The 22,189-nt window shown below is 43.4% G+C and carries 20 protein-coding genes, 1 tRNA gene and 1 riboswitch; of the genes, 11 read left to right on the forward strand and 10 right to left on the reverse strand.

Annotation, left to right across the window (positions count from 1 at the left end; genetic code table 11):
• Positions 1-92: 92 nt before the first annotated feature.
• Positions 93-403, forward strand: a riboswitch (cobalamin riboswitch).
• Between the two features lie 123 nt (positions 404-526).
• From A3860_RS00210 to cobC, 5 genes are all read left to right on the forward strand, one after another.
• Positions 527-751, forward strand: coding sequence for a cysteine-rich CWC family protein (locus A3860_RS00210; RefSeq protein WP_081144528.1), 225 nt, complete (start codon positions 527-529; stop codon positions 749-751).
• Positions 738-1,280 (forward strand): bifunctional adenosylcobinamide kinase/adenosylcobinamide-phosphate guanylyltransferase, encoded by a 543-nt coding sequence (locus A3860_RS00215; protein WP_081144529.1) that lies wholly within the window; start codon positions 738-740, stop codon positions 1,278-1,280. Before A3860_RS00210 ends, A3860_RS00215 begins: the two co-directional genes overlap by 14 nt.
• Positions 1,281-1,324: 44 nt before the next feature.
• A complete protein-coding gene (gene cobT / locus A3860_RS00220; RefSeq protein WP_081144530.1) occupies positions 1,325-2,389 on the forward strand; it encodes a nicotinate-nucleotide--dimethylbenzimidazole phosphoribosyltransferase in 1,065 nt (354 codons plus the stop codon).
• A gap of 8 nt (positions 2,390-2,397) precedes the next feature.
• Positions 2,398-3,210: an adenosylcobinamide-GDP ribazoletransferase gene (locus A3860_RS00225; protein ID WP_081144531.1), complete on the forward strand. Its 813-nt coding sequence runs from the start codon at positions 2,398-2,400 to the stop codon at positions 3,208-3,210.
• A gap of 78 nt (positions 3,211-3,288) precedes the next feature.
• Positions 3,289-3,897, forward strand: coding sequence for an alpha-ribazole phosphatase (cobC, locus tag A3860_RS00230; protein WP_081144532.1), 609 nt, complete (start codon positions 3,289-3,291; stop codon positions 3,895-3,897).
• A gap of 17 nt (positions 3,898-3,914) precedes the next feature.
• Here cobC and A3860_RS00235 read toward each other — a convergent pair whose 3' ends face one another.
• Positions 3,915-4,619, reverse strand: a complete 705-nt coding sequence (locus A3860_RS00235) for a LytR/AlgR family response regulator transcription factor (RefSeq protein ID WP_081144533.1) — start codon at positions 4,617-4,619, stop codon at positions 3,915-3,917.
• Positions 4,616-5,644, reverse strand: a complete 1,029-nt coding sequence (locus A3860_RS00240; protein ID WP_158085104.1) for a sensor histidine kinase — start codon at positions 5,642-5,644, stop codon at positions 4,616-4,618. The genes A3860_RS00235 and A3860_RS00240 overlap by 4 nt, the downstream gene beginning before the upstream one ends.
• A 167-nt stretch (positions 5,645-5,811) precedes the next feature.
• Between A3860_RS00240 and A3860_RS00245 the strand changes: the two genes are divergently transcribed.
• The 3 genes from A3860_RS00245 (at position 5,812) to A3860_RS40385 (ending at position 7,426) form a co-directional block, all read left to right on the forward strand.
• Positions 5,812-6,642 carry a hypothetical protein gene (locus tag A3860_RS00245; RefSeq protein ID WP_081144535.1) on the forward strand — a complete coding sequence of 277 codons (831 nt, stop codon included), beginning with the start codon at positions 5,812-5,814 and terminating at the stop codon, positions 6,640-6,642.
• Positions 6,643-6,836: 194 nt separating this feature from the next.
• Positions 6,837-6,908, forward strand: a tRNA-Arg gene (locus A3860_RS00250).
• Between the two features lie 302 nt (positions 6,909-7,210).
• Positions 7,211-7,426, forward strand: coding sequence for a hypothetical protein (locus A3860_RS40385; protein WP_143773873.1), 216 nt, complete (start codon positions 7,211-7,213; stop codon positions 7,424-7,426).
• Between the two features lie 129 nt (positions 7,427-7,555).
• Here the strand turns inward: A3860_RS40385 and A3860_RS00255 are convergent, their stop codons facing one another.
• Positions 7,556-8,182, reverse strand: a complete 627-nt coding sequence (locus A3860_RS00255; protein WP_081144536.1) for a hypothetical protein — start codon at positions 8,180-8,182, stop codon at positions 7,556-7,558.
• 356 nt (positions 8,183-8,538) lie between these two features.
• Here A3860_RS00255 and A3860_RS00260 point away from each other — a divergent pair, with 356 nt between their 5' ends.
• Positions 8,539-9,459, forward strand: coding sequence for a hypothetical protein (locus tag A3860_RS00260; protein WP_081144537.1), 921 nt, complete (start codon positions 8,539-8,541; stop codon positions 9,457-9,459).
• Positions 9,460-9,766: 307 nt separating this feature from the next.
• Here the strand turns inward: A3860_RS00260 and A3860_RS00265 are convergent, their stop codons facing one another.
• Positions 9,767-12,550, reverse strand: coding sequence for an RICIN domain-containing protein (locus A3860_RS00265; protein ID WP_081144538.1), 2,784 nt, complete (start codon positions 12,548-12,550; stop codon positions 9,767-9,769).
• 329 nt (positions 12,551-12,879) lie between these two features.
• On the reverse strand, positions 12,880-13,440 hold the full coding sequence (locus tag A3860_RS00270; protein WP_081144539.1) for an RNA polymerase sigma factor: 561 nt from the start codon (positions 13,438-13,440) through the stop codon (positions 12,880-12,882).
• 307 nt (positions 13,441-13,747) lie between these two features.
• On the opposite strand from A3860_RS00270, the gene A3860_RS00275 reads away from it, so the two are divergent.
• On the forward strand, positions 13,748-14,452 hold the full coding sequence (locus A3860_RS00275) for a hypothetical protein (protein ID WP_081144540.1): 705 nt from the start codon (positions 13,748-13,750) through the stop codon (positions 14,450-14,452).
• A 60-nt stretch (positions 14,453-14,512) separates the two neighbouring features.
• Here the strand turns inward: A3860_RS00275 and A3860_RS00280 are convergent, their stop codons facing one another.
• The 4 genes from A3860_RS00280 to A3860_RS00295 all read right to left on the reverse strand — a co-directional run bounded on the left by A3860_RS00280 (position 14,513) and on the right by A3860_RS00295 (position 19,185).
• The gene (locus tag A3860_RS00280) at positions 14,513-14,908 is read right to left on the reverse strand and encodes a hypothetical protein (protein ID WP_081144541.1); all 396 of its coding nucleotides are present in this window, start codon (positions 14,906-14,908) and stop codon (positions 14,513-14,515) included.
• A 105-nt stretch (positions 14,909-15,013) separates the two neighbouring features.
• Positions 15,014-15,811, reverse strand: a complete 798-nt coding sequence (locus tag A3860_RS00285) for a DUF4272 domain-containing protein (protein WP_081144542.1) — start codon at positions 15,809-15,811, stop codon at positions 15,014-15,016.
• A 210-nt stretch (positions 15,812-16,021) separates the two neighbouring features.
• Positions 16,022-16,258, reverse strand: a complete 237-nt coding sequence (locus A3860_RS00290; RefSeq protein WP_081144543.1) for a hypothetical protein — start codon at positions 16,256-16,258, stop codon at positions 16,022-16,024.
• A gap of 299 nt (positions 16,259-16,557) precedes the next feature.
• Entirely contained in the window at positions 16,558-19,185 is a 2,628-nt protein-coding gene (locus tag A3860_RS00295) for a glycoside hydrolase family 3 C-terminal domain-containing protein (protein ID WP_081144544.1), read from the reverse strand.
• A gap of 328 nt (positions 19,186-19,513) precedes the next feature.
• On the opposite strand from A3860_RS00295, the gene A3860_RS00305 reads away from it, so the two are divergent.
• Entirely contained in the window at positions 19,514-20,122 is a 609-nt protein-coding gene (locus A3860_RS00305; RefSeq protein WP_081145135.1) for a DUF4291 domain-containing protein, read from the forward strand.
• A gap of 7 nt (positions 20,123-20,129) precedes the next feature.
• Here A3860_RS00305 and A3860_RS00310 read toward each other — a convergent pair whose 3' ends face one another.
• A complete protein-coding gene (locus tag A3860_RS00310; RefSeq protein WP_081144546.1) occupies positions 20,130-22,031 on the reverse strand; it encodes an alpha/beta fold hydrolase in 1,902 nt (633 codons plus the stop codon).
• Positions 22,032-22,189 lie beyond the last annotated feature (158 nt).

Raw genomic sequence — 22,189 nt, forward strand, 5'->3', positions numbered from 1 at the left:
TCAACGCGCTTAGCCGGGCCCTTCGTATTCGCTCAGGGTTGGTTAAACACACATGCTTTAAAAAATTATATTGGGCGAATAACAACACCCCCTATTTTTGTTGCGCAAATGGTCTCCATCCTGTTTCGGCTCAGCCGGCACAGGATGGGTGAAAAGGGAAACCGGTGCAAATCCGGTGCTATCCCCGTAGCTGTAAGTTCTATTCGTGAATGGTGAATGGTGAATGGCTCGCAAATTTTGAAAATTGATTTGCGACATTGCGCCGCCCCAAATTTATTGCCGATTGCCGATTCACGACTGTTGAAACTCCATACCACTGTTGATGATGGCCGAATGCCTTATCGATGGGAAGGTTTGAAAACAGTGAACAAGCCAGAAGACCTGCCACTTGCAAAATATAGCATCAACGGGCTTTCGGGTGAAAAGCCGGGATGAAGTCAGTCTTTCCCCGGAAAGACCAATTCATTTCTGCATCTGTTTTCTTTCACCGAAGGCTCCTATTTTTAATGCTGACAAACATTGGCCTATGTGTAAGCACGAACAAAAAACCTGTCCGCGTTGCCATGCTCCCTTTGAATGTAAAGTAGGCGATGTAATACATTGCCAGTGCTATGGCATCAATTTAACGACTGAAGAAAAAGCATTTGTTGAAGATCGTTATACCGATTGTCTTTGCCGCAATTGCCTGCTGGAGTTAAAACAACGGTATACACTGTTCAAAGAAAAATATTTGTTTAATGATAACAGGTGAAGGACTCTCTGGCGGCCTTATATTTATTACCGGTGGCGCCCGCAGTGGCAAAAGCCGTTACGCCCAGCAACTGGCGCTGCAATTGAGCAATAACCCGGTTTACCTGGCCACCGCCCGCCGTTGGGACGATGATTTTGAAAAACGCATTCAACGTCACCGGGACGAACGGGACGAACGCTGGACGAGTATTGAAGAAGAAAAAAATATCAGCGGCCTGGCTTTATCGGGTAAAGTGATCGTGATGGATTGTGTTACTTTATGGCTTACCAATTTCTTTACTGATAACAAGTATGATATTGAAAGCAGCCTGCAACAATGCCAGGCTGAAATAGATAAACTGGATACAACTACCAATACCTTTATCATCATCAGCAACGAAATTGGGATGGGCACACACGCCGATACAGAGATCGGCAGAAAATTTACCGACCTGCAGGGCTGGGTGAATCAGTATATTGCGGAAAAGGCCGGTAAGGTGGTGTTTATGGTGAGTGGGATACCGATGGTAATTAAAGCGTCCCGGCTGTAAATATGGATCTTATTTTTGCGACCTCTATTAATTAAACCAATTTCATGTCTATTACTTTACAACAACAGTTACAACACATCATCGATCATAAAACTAAACCGTTGGGCGCATTGGGCCGGCTGGAAGAAATAGCGCTGCAAACAGGCCTGATACAGCAAACAACAAAGCCCGTCATTCAACAACCGCATATCATTGTGTTTGCCGGTGACCATGGCATTGCCAAAACAGGACTGGTAAATGCATATCCGCAGGAAGTAACCGCCCAAATGGTGTTGAACTTTGTGCATGGCGGCGCAGCCATCAATGTATTTTGCCGGCAGCATCGACTAACACTGCAGGTAGTGGACGCAGGTGTAAACTTTGATTTTACATCGAACCCTGTTGATGTTATCAATGCCAAGATCGGTTATGGAACAAAAAATTATCTGGAAGAACCAGCGATGAGTACGTACGAAGCCATTCAGGCCATTGAAAAAGGAAGATCGATCGTCAATCAGATCGCGGCTTCGGGATGCAACTGCATCGGCTTTGGCGAAATGGGCATTGGCAATACATCTTCTGCCACATTGATCATGAGCGCGATCGCGGGGTTACCGGTTGTTGAGTTTACCGGCCGGGGCGCTGGTTTAGACAATGATCAGTTGCAGAAAAAGATCGATACCCTGCAACAGGTGTATGAAAAGCATGCATTGAACAAGTTGAGTCAACAGCCTATTGAATTATTGGCGCGCGTAGGCGGTTTCGAGATTGCCATGATGGCCGGCGCCTACCTGGAAGCAGTAAAACAAAAAATGATCATAGTAGTGGATGGCTTTATTACCACCGCTGCCCTGCTCATCGCCAATGCCATTTTTATGGCTGAGAAGCATAAGTCATTGGTTTCAGAATTTACTACGTTGATCGATCATTGCATTTTTGCACATACCAGTCATGAAGCCGGCCATGAAAAGATATTGCGGCATTTAGGTGTTGCCCCTTTATTAAGCCTGGGGATGCGTTTGGGCGAAGGAACAGGAGCAGCACTGGCCATACCCATGATACAATCGGCGGTAAATTTTCTGAATGAAATGGCCAGCTTTGAAAGCGCCGGTGTAAGCAATAAAGAATAAATTCATTCATGAAAAAAGAGCTGCGCATATTTTTTACGGCCATGATGTTCCTTACGCGGCTACCAGTGCCGCGTTTTGCCGATCATTCGCCCGATTACCTGGAACGGTCGGTAAAATATTTTCCCCTGATAGGCTGGATAGTAGCCGCCATCAGCGGGTTCCCCTTCCTCGTCTTTAATAAGTACATCAGCGAAGATATTGCCATTGCAGCCTCTATTATTGCCGGCATCTTAACAACCGGCGCATTTCATGAAGATGGGTTTGCCGATGTGTGTGACGCATTTGGCGGTGGCTGGACAAAAGAAAAGATCCTGCTGATCATGAAAGACAGCCGCCTGGGTTCCTATGGCGTAATAGGCATGATCGCCATTCTGTTCTGTAAATTTCTATTATTGAAAGAGCTGCCCAAATTCACGCCCGATCTTCAAAACCCTTCTCTGAATATTTTCTACAATTACCGGTACTTTTTACTCACGCTCATTGCAGCCCATAGCGTAAGCCGGTTGATGCCCGTGCTGGTGATGCGGTTTTATGATTATGTGAGCGACCCCGATGGCAGTAAATCAAAACCGGTGGCCACCCGCAAACCAACTATTGGGGCTTTACTGGTTGCTGCTATTCCAGCCCTGGTCCCTTTCGCCTTTATGAGCTGGCAATTTCTGCTGGCGATTATAACAGTAGTATATGCGGCCTTCAGCCTTGCCAAATATTTTAAAAAATGGATCGGGGGTTATACCGGCGATTGCCTTGGGGCTATTCAGCAGGTAAGCGAGTTGTGTTTTTATTTATGTATGATCATTATCTGGCGCTATATAATTTGATTGTTGATTTCTGATTTAGAGATTTTGGGATTTAAAAAATCCCAAAATCTCTAAATCAGAAATCCCGAAATTTGCCCCATGTCAATCTATCTTATTCGACATACCACCCCACTCATTGAAAAAGGCGTTTGTTACGGGCAGCTGAATATTGATGTAACAGATACTTTTGAATCAGAAGCTGAGCAAATACAACATGCGCTGCCTGCAGACATTGAGCAGGTGTATAGCAGTCCGCTCATCCGTTGTCATAAACTGGCCAGTTATTTATTTCCCGTTCATACCATATCCCTTGAACCCGATCTCATGGAGCTGGCTTGCGGTGAATGGGAAGGCATACATTGGGATGCTATTCCGCAGGAGGTGATTGATCCCTGGATGAAAGATTTTGTGAACGTATGCATACCCGGTGGCGAAAGCTATGTGCAAATGCACAGCCGCGTAACGCAATGTTTTACCAGGATCATCAACGCATCAAAACCCGTAGCGATCGTAACGCATGGCGGCGTTATAAGAAGCATTCTGGCGCATATTACGCAAACACCATTGGTTGATTCATTTGGCGCTTTTAAAATTCATTATGGCTGTGTAATGCAGCTGCAGGCCACACCGGCAGGATTTCGTTATGAAGCCCTGCATAATATCACTACTGAAAAAGAGCAGCACAAGCCCAGTAGTTTTAAAAGATAGGTCGGCACGGCGCTGCGTCAACCTTTCATTTTCCCCATAAAATTGTCTTTGTACGAACGGCCAACCGGCAGTTCCTTACCATTGTGCAGCTGTATGGTTTTGCTGTTAAACTGGTCAATGGCCGAGAGGGCAACGATATAACTTTTATGAATGCGGATGAATTTTCCGGCGGGCAGTTCGCCTTCCAGTGCTTTTAATGCAGCCAGGGTGGTATATGTTCTTTCGCGGGAATAGATCTTTACATATTCGTTTAACCCTTCTATATATTCAATTTCTTCAAAAAGCAGTTTAACGATGCGGTAATCGGCTTTGATCATTAAAAAATTCCTGGCCGCCTGCTGTTGTTCATTCCAAACTTTCCGGTACTGGCGATACTCAAGCGCCTTCTGAATAGCTTTTTCGAACCGTTCCTGCGCAATTGGTTTTACAAGATAATCCAGCACATCCAGCTCATACGCCTGAACGGCATAGTCGTGCCGCGCGGTGGTAAAGATCACCATGGTTTCGGCTGGAACCGCTTTAACCAGATCGAAACCGCTGACATACGGCATTTGAATATCGAGCAGGATAAGGTCGACCGGTTGTTGCTGAATAAAATCAACGGCAGCACGGGAATCGGTAAAGGTTTTTATTACCTGTAATGCCGGAATGTTGGAAGCATATGCCGACAGCACTTTAATGGCCAGGTATTCATCGTCGACAATTATGCAGGATATACTCATGCAATAAGGATGGAAAGGGTTATTGAAAAAGACCGGTCATTTTCATCAATGATCAGTGTATGTTTAAGGGGGTATACCAGTTGTAATCGCTTTTGAATATTGACCAGGCCGATACCACCCGCATCCTGCAACACCGGCGGATTGGCCTTTGTATTGTTTACTGATATCACCAACCTGTTCTTTTCAGGCATTGATAGCTTCATAAAAACAGTAGCGGGCTGCACGCCGATGCCAGAGTGTTTGAGGGCGTTTTCAAGTAACGGTATCAGCAACAGGGATTCCATTTCAACAGCCTGGTTAACTTCATAGATGATCTCAATGGCCAGTTTTTGTTCGAACCGTAACTGGAACAACTCCACATAGGCCCGCAAAGCTTCCATTTCCTGCTGCAGGGTCACCTTGCCAGAACTCTCATACAACATATACCGCAACAGGCCTGATAATTTCATCAGGGCTGTGGAGGCTTTATCAGACTTTAACAGCGTAAGCGAATAAATATTGTTTATGGTGTTAAACAAAAAATGCGGGTTCATTTGCGCTTTGAGAAAACGCAGTTCAGTTTGCAGATGCAGGTTTTCGAGCGCCGCCATTTTCGTTTGTTTTTCCTCATTACTAACCGCGAGTCGAAGTAAAGAGGCTACGGCAGCAATAAAGAGCTCAGAAAACAGGACGGTACCCCTGCGGTTGCGGCCATTAAAGAAGCGGTCTCTGAAATCAAGTGAGCTGGCAATAAAATGGTGTTCAATCAAATTCCTAAGCGGGGTGAGCACGATCAGCAGCATCAATAAACCGGCAAAGGCCGCCAGCCGGTGTCCTTTTTCATAATACCGGGGCACGAGGAAACTATAGCAAACATAAAAGTTGGTGAGGTGACAGGCCGCAATCAACAGAAAACGGGTCACCGCATCATGAGGTTGATAATTGACAACAGATACATAATAAACCAGGAAAAAAGTCACCAGCCAGAATACGATCTGAGTAAGAACAGCAAACGATAAAAACCAGTTACGGCGGGTTAACTCCATTTCCAAATTTACAAAACCGTGGGGCCCAAACAAGTCCATATGCATTTCACTGAAACAAACCGGCCGTTCATTGAAATTACCTGCTGCGGCATGAAACCCCGGGAAAATATCCGGGTCTGTAAGCTGTTAGAAGTAAAACAATCCCTTAAAATTATTAAACGACCACAATGAAACAACAATTGAATGCGATGAAGACTTATGGAAGTATAGCCCTGGTTGCATTGATCGCCTTATCGGCCTGCCGCAAAGACAATAAAGACAACAGTGACACCGACACTACGGTATCCCTGGCTTCAGGCGGCAGTGTTTCTCAAAGTTTGTACGATGACGCTTTTGACGTAATAACCACCGAAGGAGAAAACAACAGCGTAAATGGCCGGGTAGAAACCTGTGCTACAGTGACCCTGTCCCCTGCCGATACCACTACCTTTCCCAAAACCATGACGATTGATTTTGGAACCGGTTGTGTAAGTTCCAATGGCATTACCCGGAAGGGAAAGATCATTGCTACGCTCAGTGGAAAGATCCGGAAAAGCGGTAGCACCGCATCGGTTACTTTCAGTAATTATTATGTAAACAATTATCATGTAGAAGGCACTTATTCCATTACCACCAATTCGGGCAGTGGCAACGGTATTAATTACACGACTGCGGTAAGCGGTGGCAAGATCACCTGGCCCGACGGCAGCACCTGGTTTAATTACAGTGGTACGCATACCCTGGCCCAAACCGGCGGTATTGGAACGGCGACCATTTCGGATGACGTATTTTCCTGGACGGGTGGTTTTACCAGCAGTTCATCGGCCGGCAAAAGCCTGACGGTAAGCATTACGAGCCCGCTCGTGAAGAGTATGAGCTGCAAAAACATAGTTTCGGGCGTGCAGACGTTCACATATAATGTTATTTCCGGATCTATAAATTATGGCGATGGCACCTGCGATAACCAGGCTACCCTGACGGTGGGGAGCAGAACCCAGCAGATCACGCTGCCGCGTTAGGTATTTGGAACCGTTTTTTTGGGAAAAAGCTCCTTCGGGGGCTTTTTTTCATTAATATCGCTTTAATTGTCAATGCTGAGGAGAATTCGCAATTTTGATGTAGATTTGCCGCCCGATTGGGCTTTCGGTTTATAAATGGCAGACAGGCCGATTGAGCAAATTTGACCGTTTACGATTGCCTATTCGCGACAACTGGTCTCGTAGTACAATGGATAGTACGCAAGTCTCCGGAACTTGATATCCCAGTTCGATTCTGGGCGAGACCACTCTCACACGTTTAATTGAAAGTAACGAAAAGCATTAAGCCCGTATAAAATCTTGATTTTGTACGGGTTTTTTGTTTGTGGTTGACACCCTTTGACAAAGAATTACCTGCTCATACAACCGCTTCAAGGTGATAGTTGCAATAACCTTCCTTACTTTTCTTATCGGCTTATCTGGCATTGTATTAATGTGTAAAGTGTATTACCTATGTTATTTAAAAGAATTGCTTACTAAGCTCATTTGGCCTTGCAGGTATTTGAAGTCGTTATCCTGCAATGGTAATTTTGCATTCTAATTAATTTGTATGAAAGAATCAACGGCGACGAGTCATCCTCATTCATTGGAATTACCTCCTATTACAAAAGGATACCCCAATGATATTGTACACTCAAATCAAGCTGAAGATTTAATAAGCCCTGCTGGGCGTCTAACTGAAGAAAAGATCAGCTATCTCAACAGGATCGGTAATGAGTATCCATTCTGTATATATTATAAGCCGAAAATGAACGATCCGCTTTAAGAGGAACATTTGTGACGGTTGACAATCCATGAGTATCAACAATGGCAGGCTAAAATGCTTTCATTGCATTTTTTCCAAGCTGTCTCAGAGTTAGTGAGATTCAACTTAGGTAAGCCTAACTTACTCACCTTATTTGATGGAATTAATTTTTCTGAAAACCATTGTATCACTGTAACACATTCCCCCAGGATCAGAATTACATGTAAATACAATTGAATCACCGGCCAATTTACCCCTAAATAACTGCCTTTCGTTGCTTCCTCCTCTAACTTCATACTTAATACCTTTATTATAATTATTCAACGTATAGGGTTTCAAATATAATTCATGCTCAACCAGGCTGAAAGATATAAAACCATTATTTGTATAAACGCTATCGAGATCTTCCTTAAAATAAAACAAACCATGTTCACCTTCAGGATCAGGGCCAAACATTACAGCCTTCAATGAATCATTTTCACAACGAAATATTACGGTGTAATGGACACTATCTGGTATTTTTGCATTTTCAGGCAAATCAGAAAGGTCCTCCCGCTCTTTAAACCGGAAAATACTTCCATCCAATTTTTTGCAATCCTGAAGTGTGGTCTGAACAACCCGGGTAGTAATAACGCTGTCTGTTACCTGGTTTGCTGTTCCGCTATCGGCTGTATTATTTGTGCCATTGCTATTCCTACTGCTTTTATCAGTTCGAATACAAGCTGATAGCCAAAATAGAAAATTTACGAAAAGAAATAATCTGAAGGCGATTTTCATAAAGACGTTATTAAAATCAAAGGATAAAAACTTCAAGATAAATACAAAAAGCCATTATTTGTAACTTAACACATCTTCATATTTCTTTCAAAGCACATTCAATTTTTCTCCACCTTCGATTCCCTCAAGTTCTAAGGTGACCTCCGAGGTTAGTAGTCCGACTCACCGTAATAAATCATTGATTTTAACCAGGTTTTGAACATTAAAGCCGTTTAAGCAAGATGACTCAATCTCGTCCTTTTTGTTCTGCCTGACAAACCTATCGAGATAAGGAAACCTCGTAAGAATTCAAACTTTTCTCTATCTTTCCCCCTAACGTTCTCATCAATTTGAAAACAAACCTTTCAAAACCAGCTATGCAAAGAAAATTTTTCGCCCTTTATCTCGCAATTTTATGTTCTGTAACTTCAATAGCCCAGTACGCTGATATAAGGGCAGCCATTTCGAGTCAAAAATTTAGCGACGAAGTTATGGCTCAATTAAAGGCAACAACCACCGTATTCTTTTATTCCAAACAACAGAAATCAGAGATTGACCTCATTAAACAGGCAGTTACTGATGGCTGGAAGTTAACGCCGTTGGTCTTTGATGATATTAGCAAATTTGACAAATATGCTTCTAATCCAAAATACTCCTATTTCATCATCGAAGGATTTACTAAAGAATCCAAATACACCAGCAATACACATTATTATATAAATCTGCGTCTGTTCAAAGAAGTGACCAAAAAAGGAAATATTATTTCAACGGGTTTATGCCGCATTGAATTATACCCCAATACGGAAACTCTTAATATGGGTGGAGGTAGATCGGAAGAGGTAGTTGAAAATTTATATACTAAAGGGGCTTTTTACAACTGGAGCCCTATACTTTTAAAAGCGCAGCTGGAAGCTGTATCTTCAAACCTGGAAAAAAGTTTTAAACCAGAACATTACACTGAAATTAAGGACAAAGACCTCTCAAGTATCTTATCCAACGATACCTTGTATGTGCCAAAAACATTACTGATGAGCTTCAACGCTTTATCAGGAAAAGAGAAAGAAAAACCTGAAACCATTTTTGACGGTTATCATTATAAATACAGGCTCTGTACCGATGAAGAATTATTCGACCTTTTTCAAATAAGTAAAAAGGGCAGGCTTTTATTTGAGTACGTAAAAAGCTCTACCGATAAATTCATAACCATATACGACCTGCAGCAAAAAAAGATTATTTACCGAAATTATGTTCCTCTTAGTTATAACCTAAAAAGTAAAGACATTGAAAGCATAAAATAACTATTGTTGGCAATGTATACTTCAATGCCCCCTTGCCAATACAGGGGGCATTGTATATTTCAAAACATTAAACGAGTTATGGGACAAACCGCTACCTTGTACCGAATTGACAAAAAAGAAAGAGGAAGGTGATTATGTTTTGAGTTTTATTGGATGATATTATTCTCAACTTTGCCACAAAAGCTGTCAATTTTCCAAAAACAACTCCCAACACGTTCTTCGAAATTTCAATCTGCAAAAAGTCGATCTTCCATTAACAGCAAAAGAGGGACTTTCGCCCCTCTTTTCGCTCTCTGGTATCTTCCTGCTATTTTTTGATAAACTTCTTCGTTACGCTTTTTGTATTGTTGCTGACCTTGATAAAATATACACCGCTGGGTATATCGCTTAACTTCAGCACATATTGCTTTCCGGATACCGGAAAACACTTCAATACACGACCGGTTACATCAGTCAGGGTTGCTGTAGCTCCATTCTCAAACTCACTTGCAAGCTTTACAGTCAATTGTGTTATTGTCGGATTTGGATAAATAATCACTTCATTAGACGCCATTTCCTGAACCGGAATGGTTGCTGTTGGCTCTGTTGCGATCCTTGTTCCCTGCGTGGTTGATGCAGTAACCGGCACTAACATCCATTGCTGATTGTCGCCACCCAGGTAGGTCCATTGTTGAACATTGGCGCCATCGGCAGTGGAGCCTGCATTTACATCAACTGCTTTACCGCTGTGAACAGGTGTTATGCGATAATAACCTTCGCTCGTTGGGGTAAAACTAAACCGTTGGTTATCGCCACCGGTTGATTGCCAGATCTGAATGTTGGCGCCATCGGCCGTTGAAACACCAGCTACATCCAAATATTTTCCACTCGAAAGTCCGACAATCGAATACTTACCACTGCCGGTATATGTTACCGTCCATTTTTGACAGGAACAATCGTTCCAGGTATATTGTTGTACATTGGTGCCATTGGCAGTACCATTATTATATACATCCAGCACTTTGGCACTGTGCTTTGCAACGATCTTATAGAGGCCGTTCGGTATTGGCTGCGGCGTTCCTGCTATCAGACTTACATTATCAAAATGGGTGCTATCGATAGCTCCGGTTGAGCTGCCCGAACAGGCAGCGAGGCCAATATAGTAACTAGTGGCCATTGTAATGGTTGTTGTTCCTATCTGAAACCATGCTGCTCCATCTAACGATTGATAAGCAGTGAAGGTATTACCCGACCGTTGCAGGCGAAACCAAACGGGCGTCCAGGTAAACTGATTTCCATCATTCCACCCCATTGAGCCGCCCGTAGCCGTTCTTGCTCCGAATCTGGAATACCGCCAGCCCGACTCACCGAGCGTTACGGCTACTGCCGCTGCATTGGCATTTAACGATTCACGAATGAGAAGACCTGTTCTCAGAAGTGTTCCGGTAATATCGTACATACGGGCTGTAATAGTAACATCACCACTCACATTGGTATAAGCGTAACTGTAAGAATCGGCAGTTCCACCTATTCCGGTTCCCGAGCCACTTACAATAAAAGTGCTGTCGCCCACATTGGCAAAACCGGCACTGCCTGCAGCGCTTACCGTACCAATATCCTGACGCGCCCAGCCCGATGGCAATGTGGTGGTGGTAACCGGTGTGGCGCTTACCTGCGTTGAATTGGCGCTTGTGCCTGATTGATTAATGGACTGAATAACATAATAATATGTTGTGCCCGCGGTAACATTTTCATCGGTGTATTCAGCATAGGTGTTCTTCGTCCAGCTGGCAATTGTTGTATAAGGACCGCCGCTTGTTGTAGCCCGCAGCACATTGTAACCCTGAGCAGTGACACCACTCGATGCCCATTTTAAAAATACCCTTGCCATACCGGGTATTGCAGTTACTCCCGTTGGAACCGGCGCCACCGGTGACGGTGGATACGGCGATGCAGTAGCATCCAGTGTAAATGTAAGTGTACCATATCCCAAATGATCTAAATCGCCCACCTCAGGACGTACTATTTGAGCGGCGGATTTTACATTCGGCGCCGATAAGCCTTTAAGAACAGCATAATGATTGTAAAGCAGTTCAAAAATGGGTTTATTATCCAAATGTCCATGCCCGTTTATGGCAGGATAAAATAAATTCCAGCCATCACAGTTTACGTACGGTTCATACGGAACCCATTTCCATAAATTATATGCCGCATTATACTCGGCACCTGCCAGCAGGCGATTGCTACTATAACTAAAGATGTCAATACCCTGGTTATAGGCTACCTGGCAGGCATACGCTAAAAACCCTAATCCCAGCATGGCATGCGCCTGGTCGCGGCCACTCTCCTGCCATTGGCCCATTCCGTTAGGATGAATGTAAGTCACCGCGTTCATGATGTTACCATTTCCTACCCCTGATTTGTAATAGGTAACCCCTTCATTGAACTTGGCTGTATCATCCAGTAAAACACCCATTGAAATCAAAGCGCCCACATTACAGGCATCCCAGTTGGCGAAATAATGAGTGCCGCAGGTGCCGTTGTGATTGGTGAGAAAATCGTGGCACACGGGATACAGGTACGTATTCATCATAGTCTTGAAGCGGGTAAAGCTGGTATCAGCCCAATGGGGATAAATGCGCAGCACTTCAGCAGCCAGCGCAAAATCCATAACCGCAATTCCCATTAAACCAGGGATATCGGTGCCGGTAGGCACCTGGTTTACTGCAGCGCTCCAACCGTCCAAATTCCGTTTGGCGCATTCTGCAAACGTAGTGTCGCCGGAAATATACCAGCGTATCGCATTCAGATAAGCAGCATGAGCATCGGCATCGGCCCGCTGCCGGTTCGCACCCATATTCGCCCGTGGCGCAGCGCCGTAGGTATTTTGTGCTTTTGAATCGGTGATCAAAAGGTTCCAGTCATCGATCCAGGGATGCGTGCTGGCGGCTACTTTTGATTTCATCCGGTCAAGATCGGCCTGTGTATGCAGGCCACCGGGATGGACAAAGGTTTGTGCCCGGGCAAGATCCTGAAGGGCAAGAACAATCGTTAGCGATACCAATACCTTGTGTAGAAAGCATTGTTGCCTGTGGTTAATTTTTAACTTCATAGTTGGGATTGTATAATTTTTTCAAATGGCAAATGCCATCAAAAATATTATTCATCCTAAAAAACGAAGTGGGGGCTATTGACCTAAAAAGGGGGGTAGTTTGGTCAGGGTTTCCGAAAATACCTGCGTATACTATATGCACAACTCTTTATTATACATAAAGGGCAGGCGCCGAAGCGGAAAAAACACTGGCAAACCTTTTTATACCAGGGAAGTTTTGCCGGGATTATAGGACAGCTGGCACCGTTGCCTTCCAATTCCTTTTGTCTTACATTATTCATTTTTAAGTTGATTTGCTATTTATACCAACTCAAAAATAAAATCACCCGCTACCATTCACATTTCTCTGACCGTAGCCTTTCCCTTCTTACCTGTTCAATACATTTGTATTTTTGATTGGCTGCAGTGTGTTTGTTCTTCCAACCCATTCTTTTGGAGATTATTTCAATGGACTCTCTGTAGAAGAAAAGAGCCTTTAATATGCGCTGGCAGTTCTCTGTAATCTTACTCAGCCATGAATTCATTTTTTCCTCGTTTGTCTTTTCGGGCCTGATCTCAATCGGGAAAACATCTGTGCCGGGCTGGTATTTTTCAATGCTTTCTACCGGCAAAAGCCTGTTGTCTCTTGAACGCTTTAACCATTGATTCTTTGCGATGGCAATAAAGTACGTTTTAAGGGAGGAAGTCAACTTAAAGTCCTTCTGATTTATTTTTTGCAACAGAATAACCATTGTATCCTGAAAAACATCTTCCGCATCTTCCAGGTTTCCGGAATTCCTGGTTACATAAGCCTGTACAAACGGGAAATAGTTTGCGTACAAAGCCGCAAAAGCTTCATTACTATCACATTTAAGACTGTTTATAAGGATGAGATCAGTTACTTTTTCCATTTTTCATTACCATGCTCATTTGTTGATACCCTGCCAGGCGAATTATCACCCACCCGGAGGGTTAAAAAAAAGATATATAACTATAAACAATTGTAATTGTTCGAAATACCAGCCAGCATACAAGTACTCATTATTTTTTATATCTTAGGCCCCTGCAAATGTTCTCAATACAGTTAATTGTCAGGATGACCTTCGAGGTGAGCAACCGGGGCATCAAATATAAACCATTGATAGCGTAGGGATAAAAGTATAGGGCAACTATATCTTAAAAGAAGTACCCAATAAAATACAACTACCCATCCCTGCCATGAAAAATCCTATCAAACCCAAACAACTGCCTGCATGGCCCCGTACCCTGCTAACCTGCCTGTTACTTTTACTTATATTTCTGACACCCTGGCTGGTAAATGGACAGTGTTTCCCAATATACAAGCCCGACACTTCGGCGCCTAAAATAAGAAATGTTATTTTTACAACTCCCATCTCAAGGAACACTACCATCAACGGCCTTGCTATTGGGTTACAACCGGTGCGCTGGCATGGAGCAACAATACTTAACATCAATGGGCTTTCTATTTCCGCATCGCCCTCGGACCCCATTTTTGCTCTATTCGTATTTTTGTTTGCTTACTACGATAACCCCAAAAGTTCATCATATCCCCGTACAGACTTTGATAGCAGGAATTTATATCCTGAAGCAGATACTTTAAAAAGTGCCTTTAATGGATTGGTACTTGGTTCTGTTACACCAAGGGTAAAAAGCAATGGAGTGAATGTTTCAGCGATAATTAATTTATCTCATTCAATGAAAGGCCTGTCCATTGCAGGTCTTTTTAACCATCATTATAGTTTCAAGGGCGTATTAATAGCCGGATTCCGCAACAAAACAACAACAGGAAAAGGTGTACAGATAGGTTTGTTGAACCGTTGCCAGGAAGGAAAAGTTCTTCAAATAGGACTTCTTAACAAAATTGGTAAAAGAACAATCCCATTTATAAATTTCAAGTTTTGACTATGGTCAGGGAAAGCAAAACAGGTAACGTTGTACAAACTTAGCCTTCACCTGCTGCTTTTATGGGACAGAAACTTTAACAACCTGGCGCACTATGAAAAGGGAAAATAGAGTTGCATGGCAATAAATTCCTGACCCAAAGATCAAAAAATGAAATTGTTGTTTATGAGCGGGGGGTGGCTCTACGTTTTCGCCTGGTTGTAAAATAGGTTCAAGCAAATCGGTCGCCTCGTTCTTTAGTGCGTCAATTTTTTCCTTTTTAGCTTTTGCCGAGTCTTCAAGGTCCTGAAAATATTGATCAACAAACTGCATTTCTTCCGAAGTTACGGGTCGCTCACTTAAGAGCTGCGTTGCAGCTTCAACCGCCGCCGGCTGATATTCTGCCGGCCGCTTTACTATTTTCAGTAAGTCAGTAGTAGAATAATCCTTATACTGTTGATAAAAATCAAAAGTCATGACGCGTTAGAATAGGTTAGTTTTTCTTTATTTGTACGCCGCAGCCTGAATCTGTTACAGCCTCCGGTTCCGGGAAATTCGAGGGTTGAGTGGCTGCCTTATCTATTATGTATCAGTTGTAATGTCGTCCCAAGCCTTTGCATACATTGTTAACCAATTTAAAGCAAAATGCCTCTCCATTATTATATCCTCATTTAAACCAGCTGGTATTGGTTTCCCATTTAAGTCAGCGTCTCTTGTAGCCCAATGTATTCTGTAAATAAGGTCAGTTTCATTTAAAATGTCTTCCGTGTTGCGCAGCTTTGAATTTGAGATCCATTCTGTTGGATCGGTTTCAAGATCTGGTAAATTTTTGTACTCACTAAAATCACATATCGTTGCAGGAAAAGATAACTTCTCAAAATTACCTAATGCCCAAAGTAGAACATTTAGATTTTCAATACGCCAGGAGACAGGGTTATTGTCCTTTGGTGTTTTATTTTTAAGTTCTAAATATTGTCTTTCCTCTGGTGAAACTGCGTTCCATAGATTGTATTTTTTAAAATACTCAATCATTTCTTTTGCAGTTTTTTCTTCATGCGCTACGTATATTAACCCATAAAGTACAACAGCCTTCTTTGCAACTTCCTTTTCGTCTCTGAATTTAGCTTCTGTATAATCTTCCACAAATGGAAGGCCCTCTAAAATGGGTACACCTTTCAGTTTAAGGAATTTGTTGGAAAAGCTTTTCCGCTCTTCTTTTGATAGTTTGTGATCTGTTGGATAGTATGCAACAAAAGCTGTATCCCGTTTTGTAGCTTTTATGGCTTTTGTAGCTGAATGCTTTTTTTGTGCACACCCGAATAGCGAAAATAATCCAGATAATATGCCCACAAGAAATAGTGAAGTTATTTGTTTATGCATGGTCGTATAAAAGTTGTCAATAACGGTAAACGGCTTGTCACCAGTAGAGACATTCCATTCTCGGTTCCGAGATTACAAAAAATTAATGAAAAAAGAAAGGCCTTTCTTACAGGTAAGGTGTTTTAACGTTAGTTTAAGAACGTATATATAAAAAAATTGCAGGGCATTTCCATACCCTGCAACTTCAAAGCGATAAATAGCTTTTCCCGGTTAATTTAGCGCTTCTGGCGTTTCTTCTGATGCTGCTGCACTTTCTTCAGCAAACATTTCGCTGGCACTTTCTTTAGCCGGTTTTGATTTCTTTGCAGATTTGTCAAGAATTTTCTCAAGGGCACTGATAGCTTCCTGGAGTGGTTTTAGTTTTGCCATCAATTCGAGTTCTTCTTCTTTGAGTTTTTTTAATGCGTCTGTCACTGGGTTTTCTTTTGCAATGATTTCTTTGGCCATAAGATTGTATTGTTTTTTATTGTCAAGCCTGTTTTCCGGAAAAACAGGTCGCTAATGTACATTCTTAATTGTAAAAATTAAATACTCCGGCACCATTGAACGGCAGAATATTTTGACACATTGAATACACGGGCGCTGGTGAATAATTCCTCGCTGAATGGGACAATTTGATGTGAATGAAAACTAATACATTATGTGTGGAACATTCGCTGTATTCAGTATTTATACGAAATAAAAGTAAAAACCCGCATATAATAATTATGCGGATCTTTATTCAGACAAAATTTCCTGTCAAAATATTATTGAAGCAAAACCGTCTTCTTCACCACATTTCCGCTTACGGGGTTGGCTTCATCGGGCTGGTTTCCACCGACACATATTTTTACCTTTCCTTTCAGGGGTTGGCGTTTACCATTTGCATCTACATAAGTAAGGTCTTCCCCCTTTACAGTAAAGGTAACCAGCCTGCTTTGCCCGGGTTTCAATGTAATCCGTTGAAATCCTTTCAGGGCTTTTAGCGGCGTTGTGATCGCTGTATTCTCATTTATTATATACAATTGAACAACTTCATCGCCTTCCTTTTTTCCGGTATTGGTTACCTGCACTGAAACAGAAACAGCCTTGCCAACCGGCGCCACTGCAGGCAATTCGAGCTTGTCGTACCGGAATGTTGTATAACTAAGTCCATAGCCAAAACCATACAATGGCTTTCCGGTAAAATACCGGTACGTTCGGTTCTTCATGGAATATTCTTCGAAAGCCGACAGATCGCTATCGCTTTTGTAGAAAGTAACCGGCAGTCGCCCTGATGGATTGTAATCGCCAAAAAGTACATCCGCAATAGCGGTACCAGCTGCCTGTCCGCCATACCAGGCATTTACAATGGCAGGAATATTTTCTGATTCCCATGGCGTTGCAATGGCGCTGCCGGTCATCATTACAAAAATGACGGGTTTGCCGGTTGCATGCAAGGCTTTCATCAATGCGGTTTGTGCTGCCGGCAATAGGATAGTAGTGCGGTCACCGCCATTGAAACCAGGGTCGCTTACTTTCATTTCTTCACCTTCCAGTTGCGGTGAAATGCCACCGGCGAAAATGAACACGTCTGCATCACTGTATTTCTTTGCCAGGGCATCAGGGTCCGTTTCTACGGCTTGTCCTGTATTCAATTTCAGGGTTGCTTTTCCTTCGCCCTGCCAGTATTCCAATACCAGGTGATAAACAGAATCTTTTGCCGTTGTTAATTTATAGGTTGCAATATTCCTTTGCTTTCTTGTCCAGGAATCGAATACTGTATTTCCATTGATGGTGAACCGTACACCATCATCTGCTTCCAATTCAAAAGTAATGGCGCCGCTTTCTGTAGGCTTGAAGTCGGTAACATAGCGCGCTGAAAAATTATTGGCCCTGAGATTTTCAACAACATTTTCTCCTTCCTGCCAGTTATGATCTAACCGTTGTTCAAATACCGTTGCTACAGGCTCGCCATTAAGTTCCCTGTTATTATAATAAGTTGCTTTGAACCCAGGTTTCCCGTCAATGGAACAGGCCTTACTGATATCGATATAGGCGAGAATATTATTATTGGTGAAATTAATCGCCTTTTCATACACTACCTGTGTTGTTGCGCCTACCTTATCTTTTATTCCCTGAAAAACAGTGGTAAGTTTGGAAGGCGTTCCGTTATAATTGCCCAATTGCGCGATCACATTATTGGCATTCGGCCCCAATACCGCGATCTTCTTCCCGTTCTTTGCCAGTGGCAGGATATTATTTGTATTTTTCAATAACACAATTGATTCACGGGCCATTTGCAAGGCGTGTTGGCCATGTACTGGCGCATCCAGTTCAGAAGCCGGGGTTTGCGCATACTTCACCATAGATGGCGGATCAAACATGCCCAGTTTGAATCGTACGAGAAAAAGCCGCTTTACAGAAACATCAATTTGCTGCTCTGTGATCTTTTTATCTTTTACTGCCTGCACCAATGCTTTATAGGCATCGGTTCCGCAGTCGAGGTCGGTGCCATGAAACACGGCATCGGCGGAGGCAGATTCTGCATCAGGGTGCGTTTTGTGGTTTTTAAAGAAGTCATCAATAGCCCAGCAATCTGAAGTCACATAGCCCTTAAAATTCCATTGGTTGCGCAGAATATCTGTCATCAGCAGATCGCTGGCGCAACAGGGTTGTGTTCTAAAGGCGTTATAGGCGCACATGACGCCGATTACTTTTGAGTCTACCACCAGTTTTCTGAATGCCGGCAGGTAAGTATCCCACAGATCATAGGGTGTTACATCGGCATTGAATACATGGCGTGAGGGCTCGGGACCGCTGTGAACGGCATAATGTTTTGCACAAGCGGCTGCTTTCAGGTATTTGGGATCGTTGCCTTGCAGGCCACGTACAAATGCATCGCCGAGTGTGGCGGTGAGAAAAGGATCCTCGCCATAAGTTTCCTGTCCGCGCCCCCAGCGGGGATCACGGAAGATGTTTATGTTGGGCGTCCAATAGGTAAGTCCGAGGTAACGGGCATTTGTTTTACCGGCTGCCACTGCTTTATTGAAGATCACCCTTCCTTCCAATGCTGAAAAATCGGCCATTTTAAAAAGGGCCGCCGTATCGAAAGTGGCTGCCATGGCAATCGCCTGCGGATAAACGGTGACATTGTAGGGAGTTCTTGCCACTCCATGCAGGGTTTCGTTCCACCAGTCGTAAGCAGGTATTTCGAGCCGTGGAATGGCGGGGGCGGCATTCAGCATTTGCGACACCTTTTCTTCCAATGTCATGCGGCTTACCAGATCATTGACCCGTTCTTCAAAGGAAAGCTTGTAATTCTGAAAAGGAAATTTCCCGTTCTGCGCAATTGCGCCCATACTCATTAGTAAGCAAACCGCTAATGGATAAAGAACAAAACTTCTTTTTTTCATATGCAAGATGCCTTATTGGCAACTGCAAAGTAAAGGCTAAAGTAAATTTCCGAAGCTGTAAAAAAGTATACAAATCGGTCAAAAAGGTAGAAAAATGTTCAAATGGGGGTGGAAATGATCAACCCATGGGTAATGAGCGTCCAGATCTTTATGCTTCGGGACCATTGCACCTTCATTAGAACGAAGATATATTTCATGGCCCGCATTTTCATAATGCCAACTGATAAGTGCGCATATTTGGCAATACGCGTGTCATTCCCGACAGTAAGTGTGCAGATTTGGTAAAGCGAAAACAGTTAATAATTTTGTAACGAATAATTATATAACCTTGAGCAAGAGAATAATCAGAGCCCAATACGACGACAATACCATAACCGTTTACCAGGCGTATAACAACGCAATTGCACAACCAGCAGTTGAACATAAAAAATTTATTTCCCCGCCATTTAAAATTGATAGAATGACCTGGATAAAACCATCCTTTCTTTGGATGATGTACCGGTCGGGCTGGGCAACCAAAGAAAACCAGGAATGCATTCTGGCCATCAAAATAAAACGCGAAGGCCTGGCCTGGGCGCTGGAGAACTCCTGCCTGGCCCATTACGATCACACCAGACATTCCTCCAATAAAGAATGGCAAAATGCATTGAAAAGATCGCCGGTGCGTATTCAATGGGATCCCGAAAAAGATATTTTTTTACAACCCCTGCCCTACCGCTCCATCCAGATCGGGTTGTGGGGGATCGCAGTTGAAAAATATGTTTCAGAATGGATTGCGGATATTGAAGACATCACCGCTCAATGCAAACATATTTATCAATTGATAAAAAATGGACAAACAGATTTAGCAAAGGACCTGTTACCTGTTGAAAATTACTACCCGCTGGCCAATAGCATTGCAGAAAAGATCGATGCTACAGCGGGGCCCGGCCAGTAAATGTGAACTACCGCTTTGGCTGCAACCACCTCGTCAGCGCCTCATTAAACCCATTTGCATTTTCCAGGTTGCTTACATGGCCCGCATTGGGTACAATTGCCTGCACTGCAGATGGAACCAGTTCCAGCACCTTGCTCTTGTGTTGGGCATCGGCATCGCCAGTCAACACCAATACAGGTACTGTTACCTGCATTGTTTTCAATTTGTCTACGACCGATGTGCCCAGCAAAAATCTTGGTTCAATATGTGTAGGTTGCCAGGCATCCCATTTATAGATCATATTCCACACCGGTTTTCTAAGTTGCTCAATGGGCCTTCCCTGCCTCATGGTGAGCGCATTGAACCACAACCGCTTGAATGAATCGATGCCCTTCCGGTATAATTCTGTTATTTCTTTTCGCCGTGTGGCAATGGCTTCCTGCGTCCAGGGAACAGCCGGCCCGGGTGAGCCCATCCATACATCGCCACTGGCTAATGTAACCGATTTGACTCTGTTCTGATGCGTTACCAGAAAATCGAGGCCAATAAAACCACCCATCGATAATCCTACTATATGTGCCTTTTTAATCTTCAACGCATCCATCAATGCAGCCAGGTCATCTGCATGCGAAGTGTTAGAGAATTCAGCAGGCATGGAAGAACGGCCATATCCCCTTACGTCATACCGTATTACGCGGTATTTTTTTGAGAAGAAATAGAACTGCGGGTCCCATTCATAATGATCGAACGAATGGCCATGAATAAAGATCAACGGTTCGCCCTGTCCGAGTTCTTCATAAAATAATTTACCTGCTTTCACCGGCACAAAACCACTTTTTACCGCCGGATTGTAAGCATCTTCTAATGCATCCCGCACCAGCAAGGGCAATACCGGACTGGCATAGAATGAAGAGAACCCATTTTTATAACCCGTTATATGCGTAATAAAAAATCCATAGAGATGGTGTTCATAATCTATCCAGGGATAAGCGCCGGCCCAGGATGGACTGCTGATCAACGTTGCCTCCCCTTTCTCATTCACTTCTTCGCGCCATTCGCCCAAACCGTATATATCGTTTCCTGCGCGGGTGCGGATATTTGCAATAAATCTTTCCCGGGATGCATCCGCCGTAAGCACCTGGTTCGCCTGCATAGTGCGCACCGCCTGTTCCGACAAGATCCTTTTACCATTATATACACCGCGGTTATAGATCATGGACAGAAAATTCAGGTAATCGTTGAGCGTACTGCGCGCACCGCCACCTAACATGGGGGCATGCCCGCCCGACGAATCTACCGGCGTAAAATGGGTCGATGGCATATGCAATGGAATAGCTATCTTCTCCTGAAAAATATTTTCCCAGCTTTTTCCTGTAGCCAGTTCAGCCATTCGGCCTGCTACCTGCATCGACAGGCCACCATATTTAAATCTTGTTCCGGGCAAGGTATCAGCGGGTAAGTTTACAATCTGGGCAACCGATGTGGCAAGGTCCTGGTAAATATCAATGGGTGCACCTGCCGGTTGATAATCAGGATAACCAGCCGTATGAGAAAACAATTGCACCAGCGTTGTTTCTCCTTTAATATCTGTAAACTCAGGCAGCCACTTATTTACTTTATCATCCCAATGCAACTTTCCTTCATCAACAACCGCAGCAATGGCAGCAGCTGCCAGCCATTTACCAGCCGATGCAATGAAGACAACTGTTTCAGGTTTGTAATTGCCAAAATACTTTTTATGGATCAACTGGTTGTTTTGAACCAGCGCAATACCAGCCCCCTTGTAATAACCACTGTCGACCCAGCTTTTTATTTTGGTATCGAGGAAAGAAAAATCTACATGTAGGGTTACGGCGGTTTTACGTTGCGCGAATGTAATCTGGCTACATAGTAGTAATGACAAAACAATCGATACGCCTTTACAATTCATGGATGCGATGTTCTAATTTTTTATAAAAAGAATTGGCCGAGCCGGGCTGTAATATGCACCGAATTGCCGTAGAAAATGCACTAATCTGGGCAAACGTTGGCACAAAGTCTTCCAAAACAGCTTCCCAGTATATTGATTTTCAGCTTTCTAAAAAATAT

This window comes from Niastella vici (assembly GCF_002077945.1).
GTDB lineage: Bacteria > Bacteroidota > Bacteroidia > Chitinophagales > Chitinophagaceae > Niastella > Niastella vici.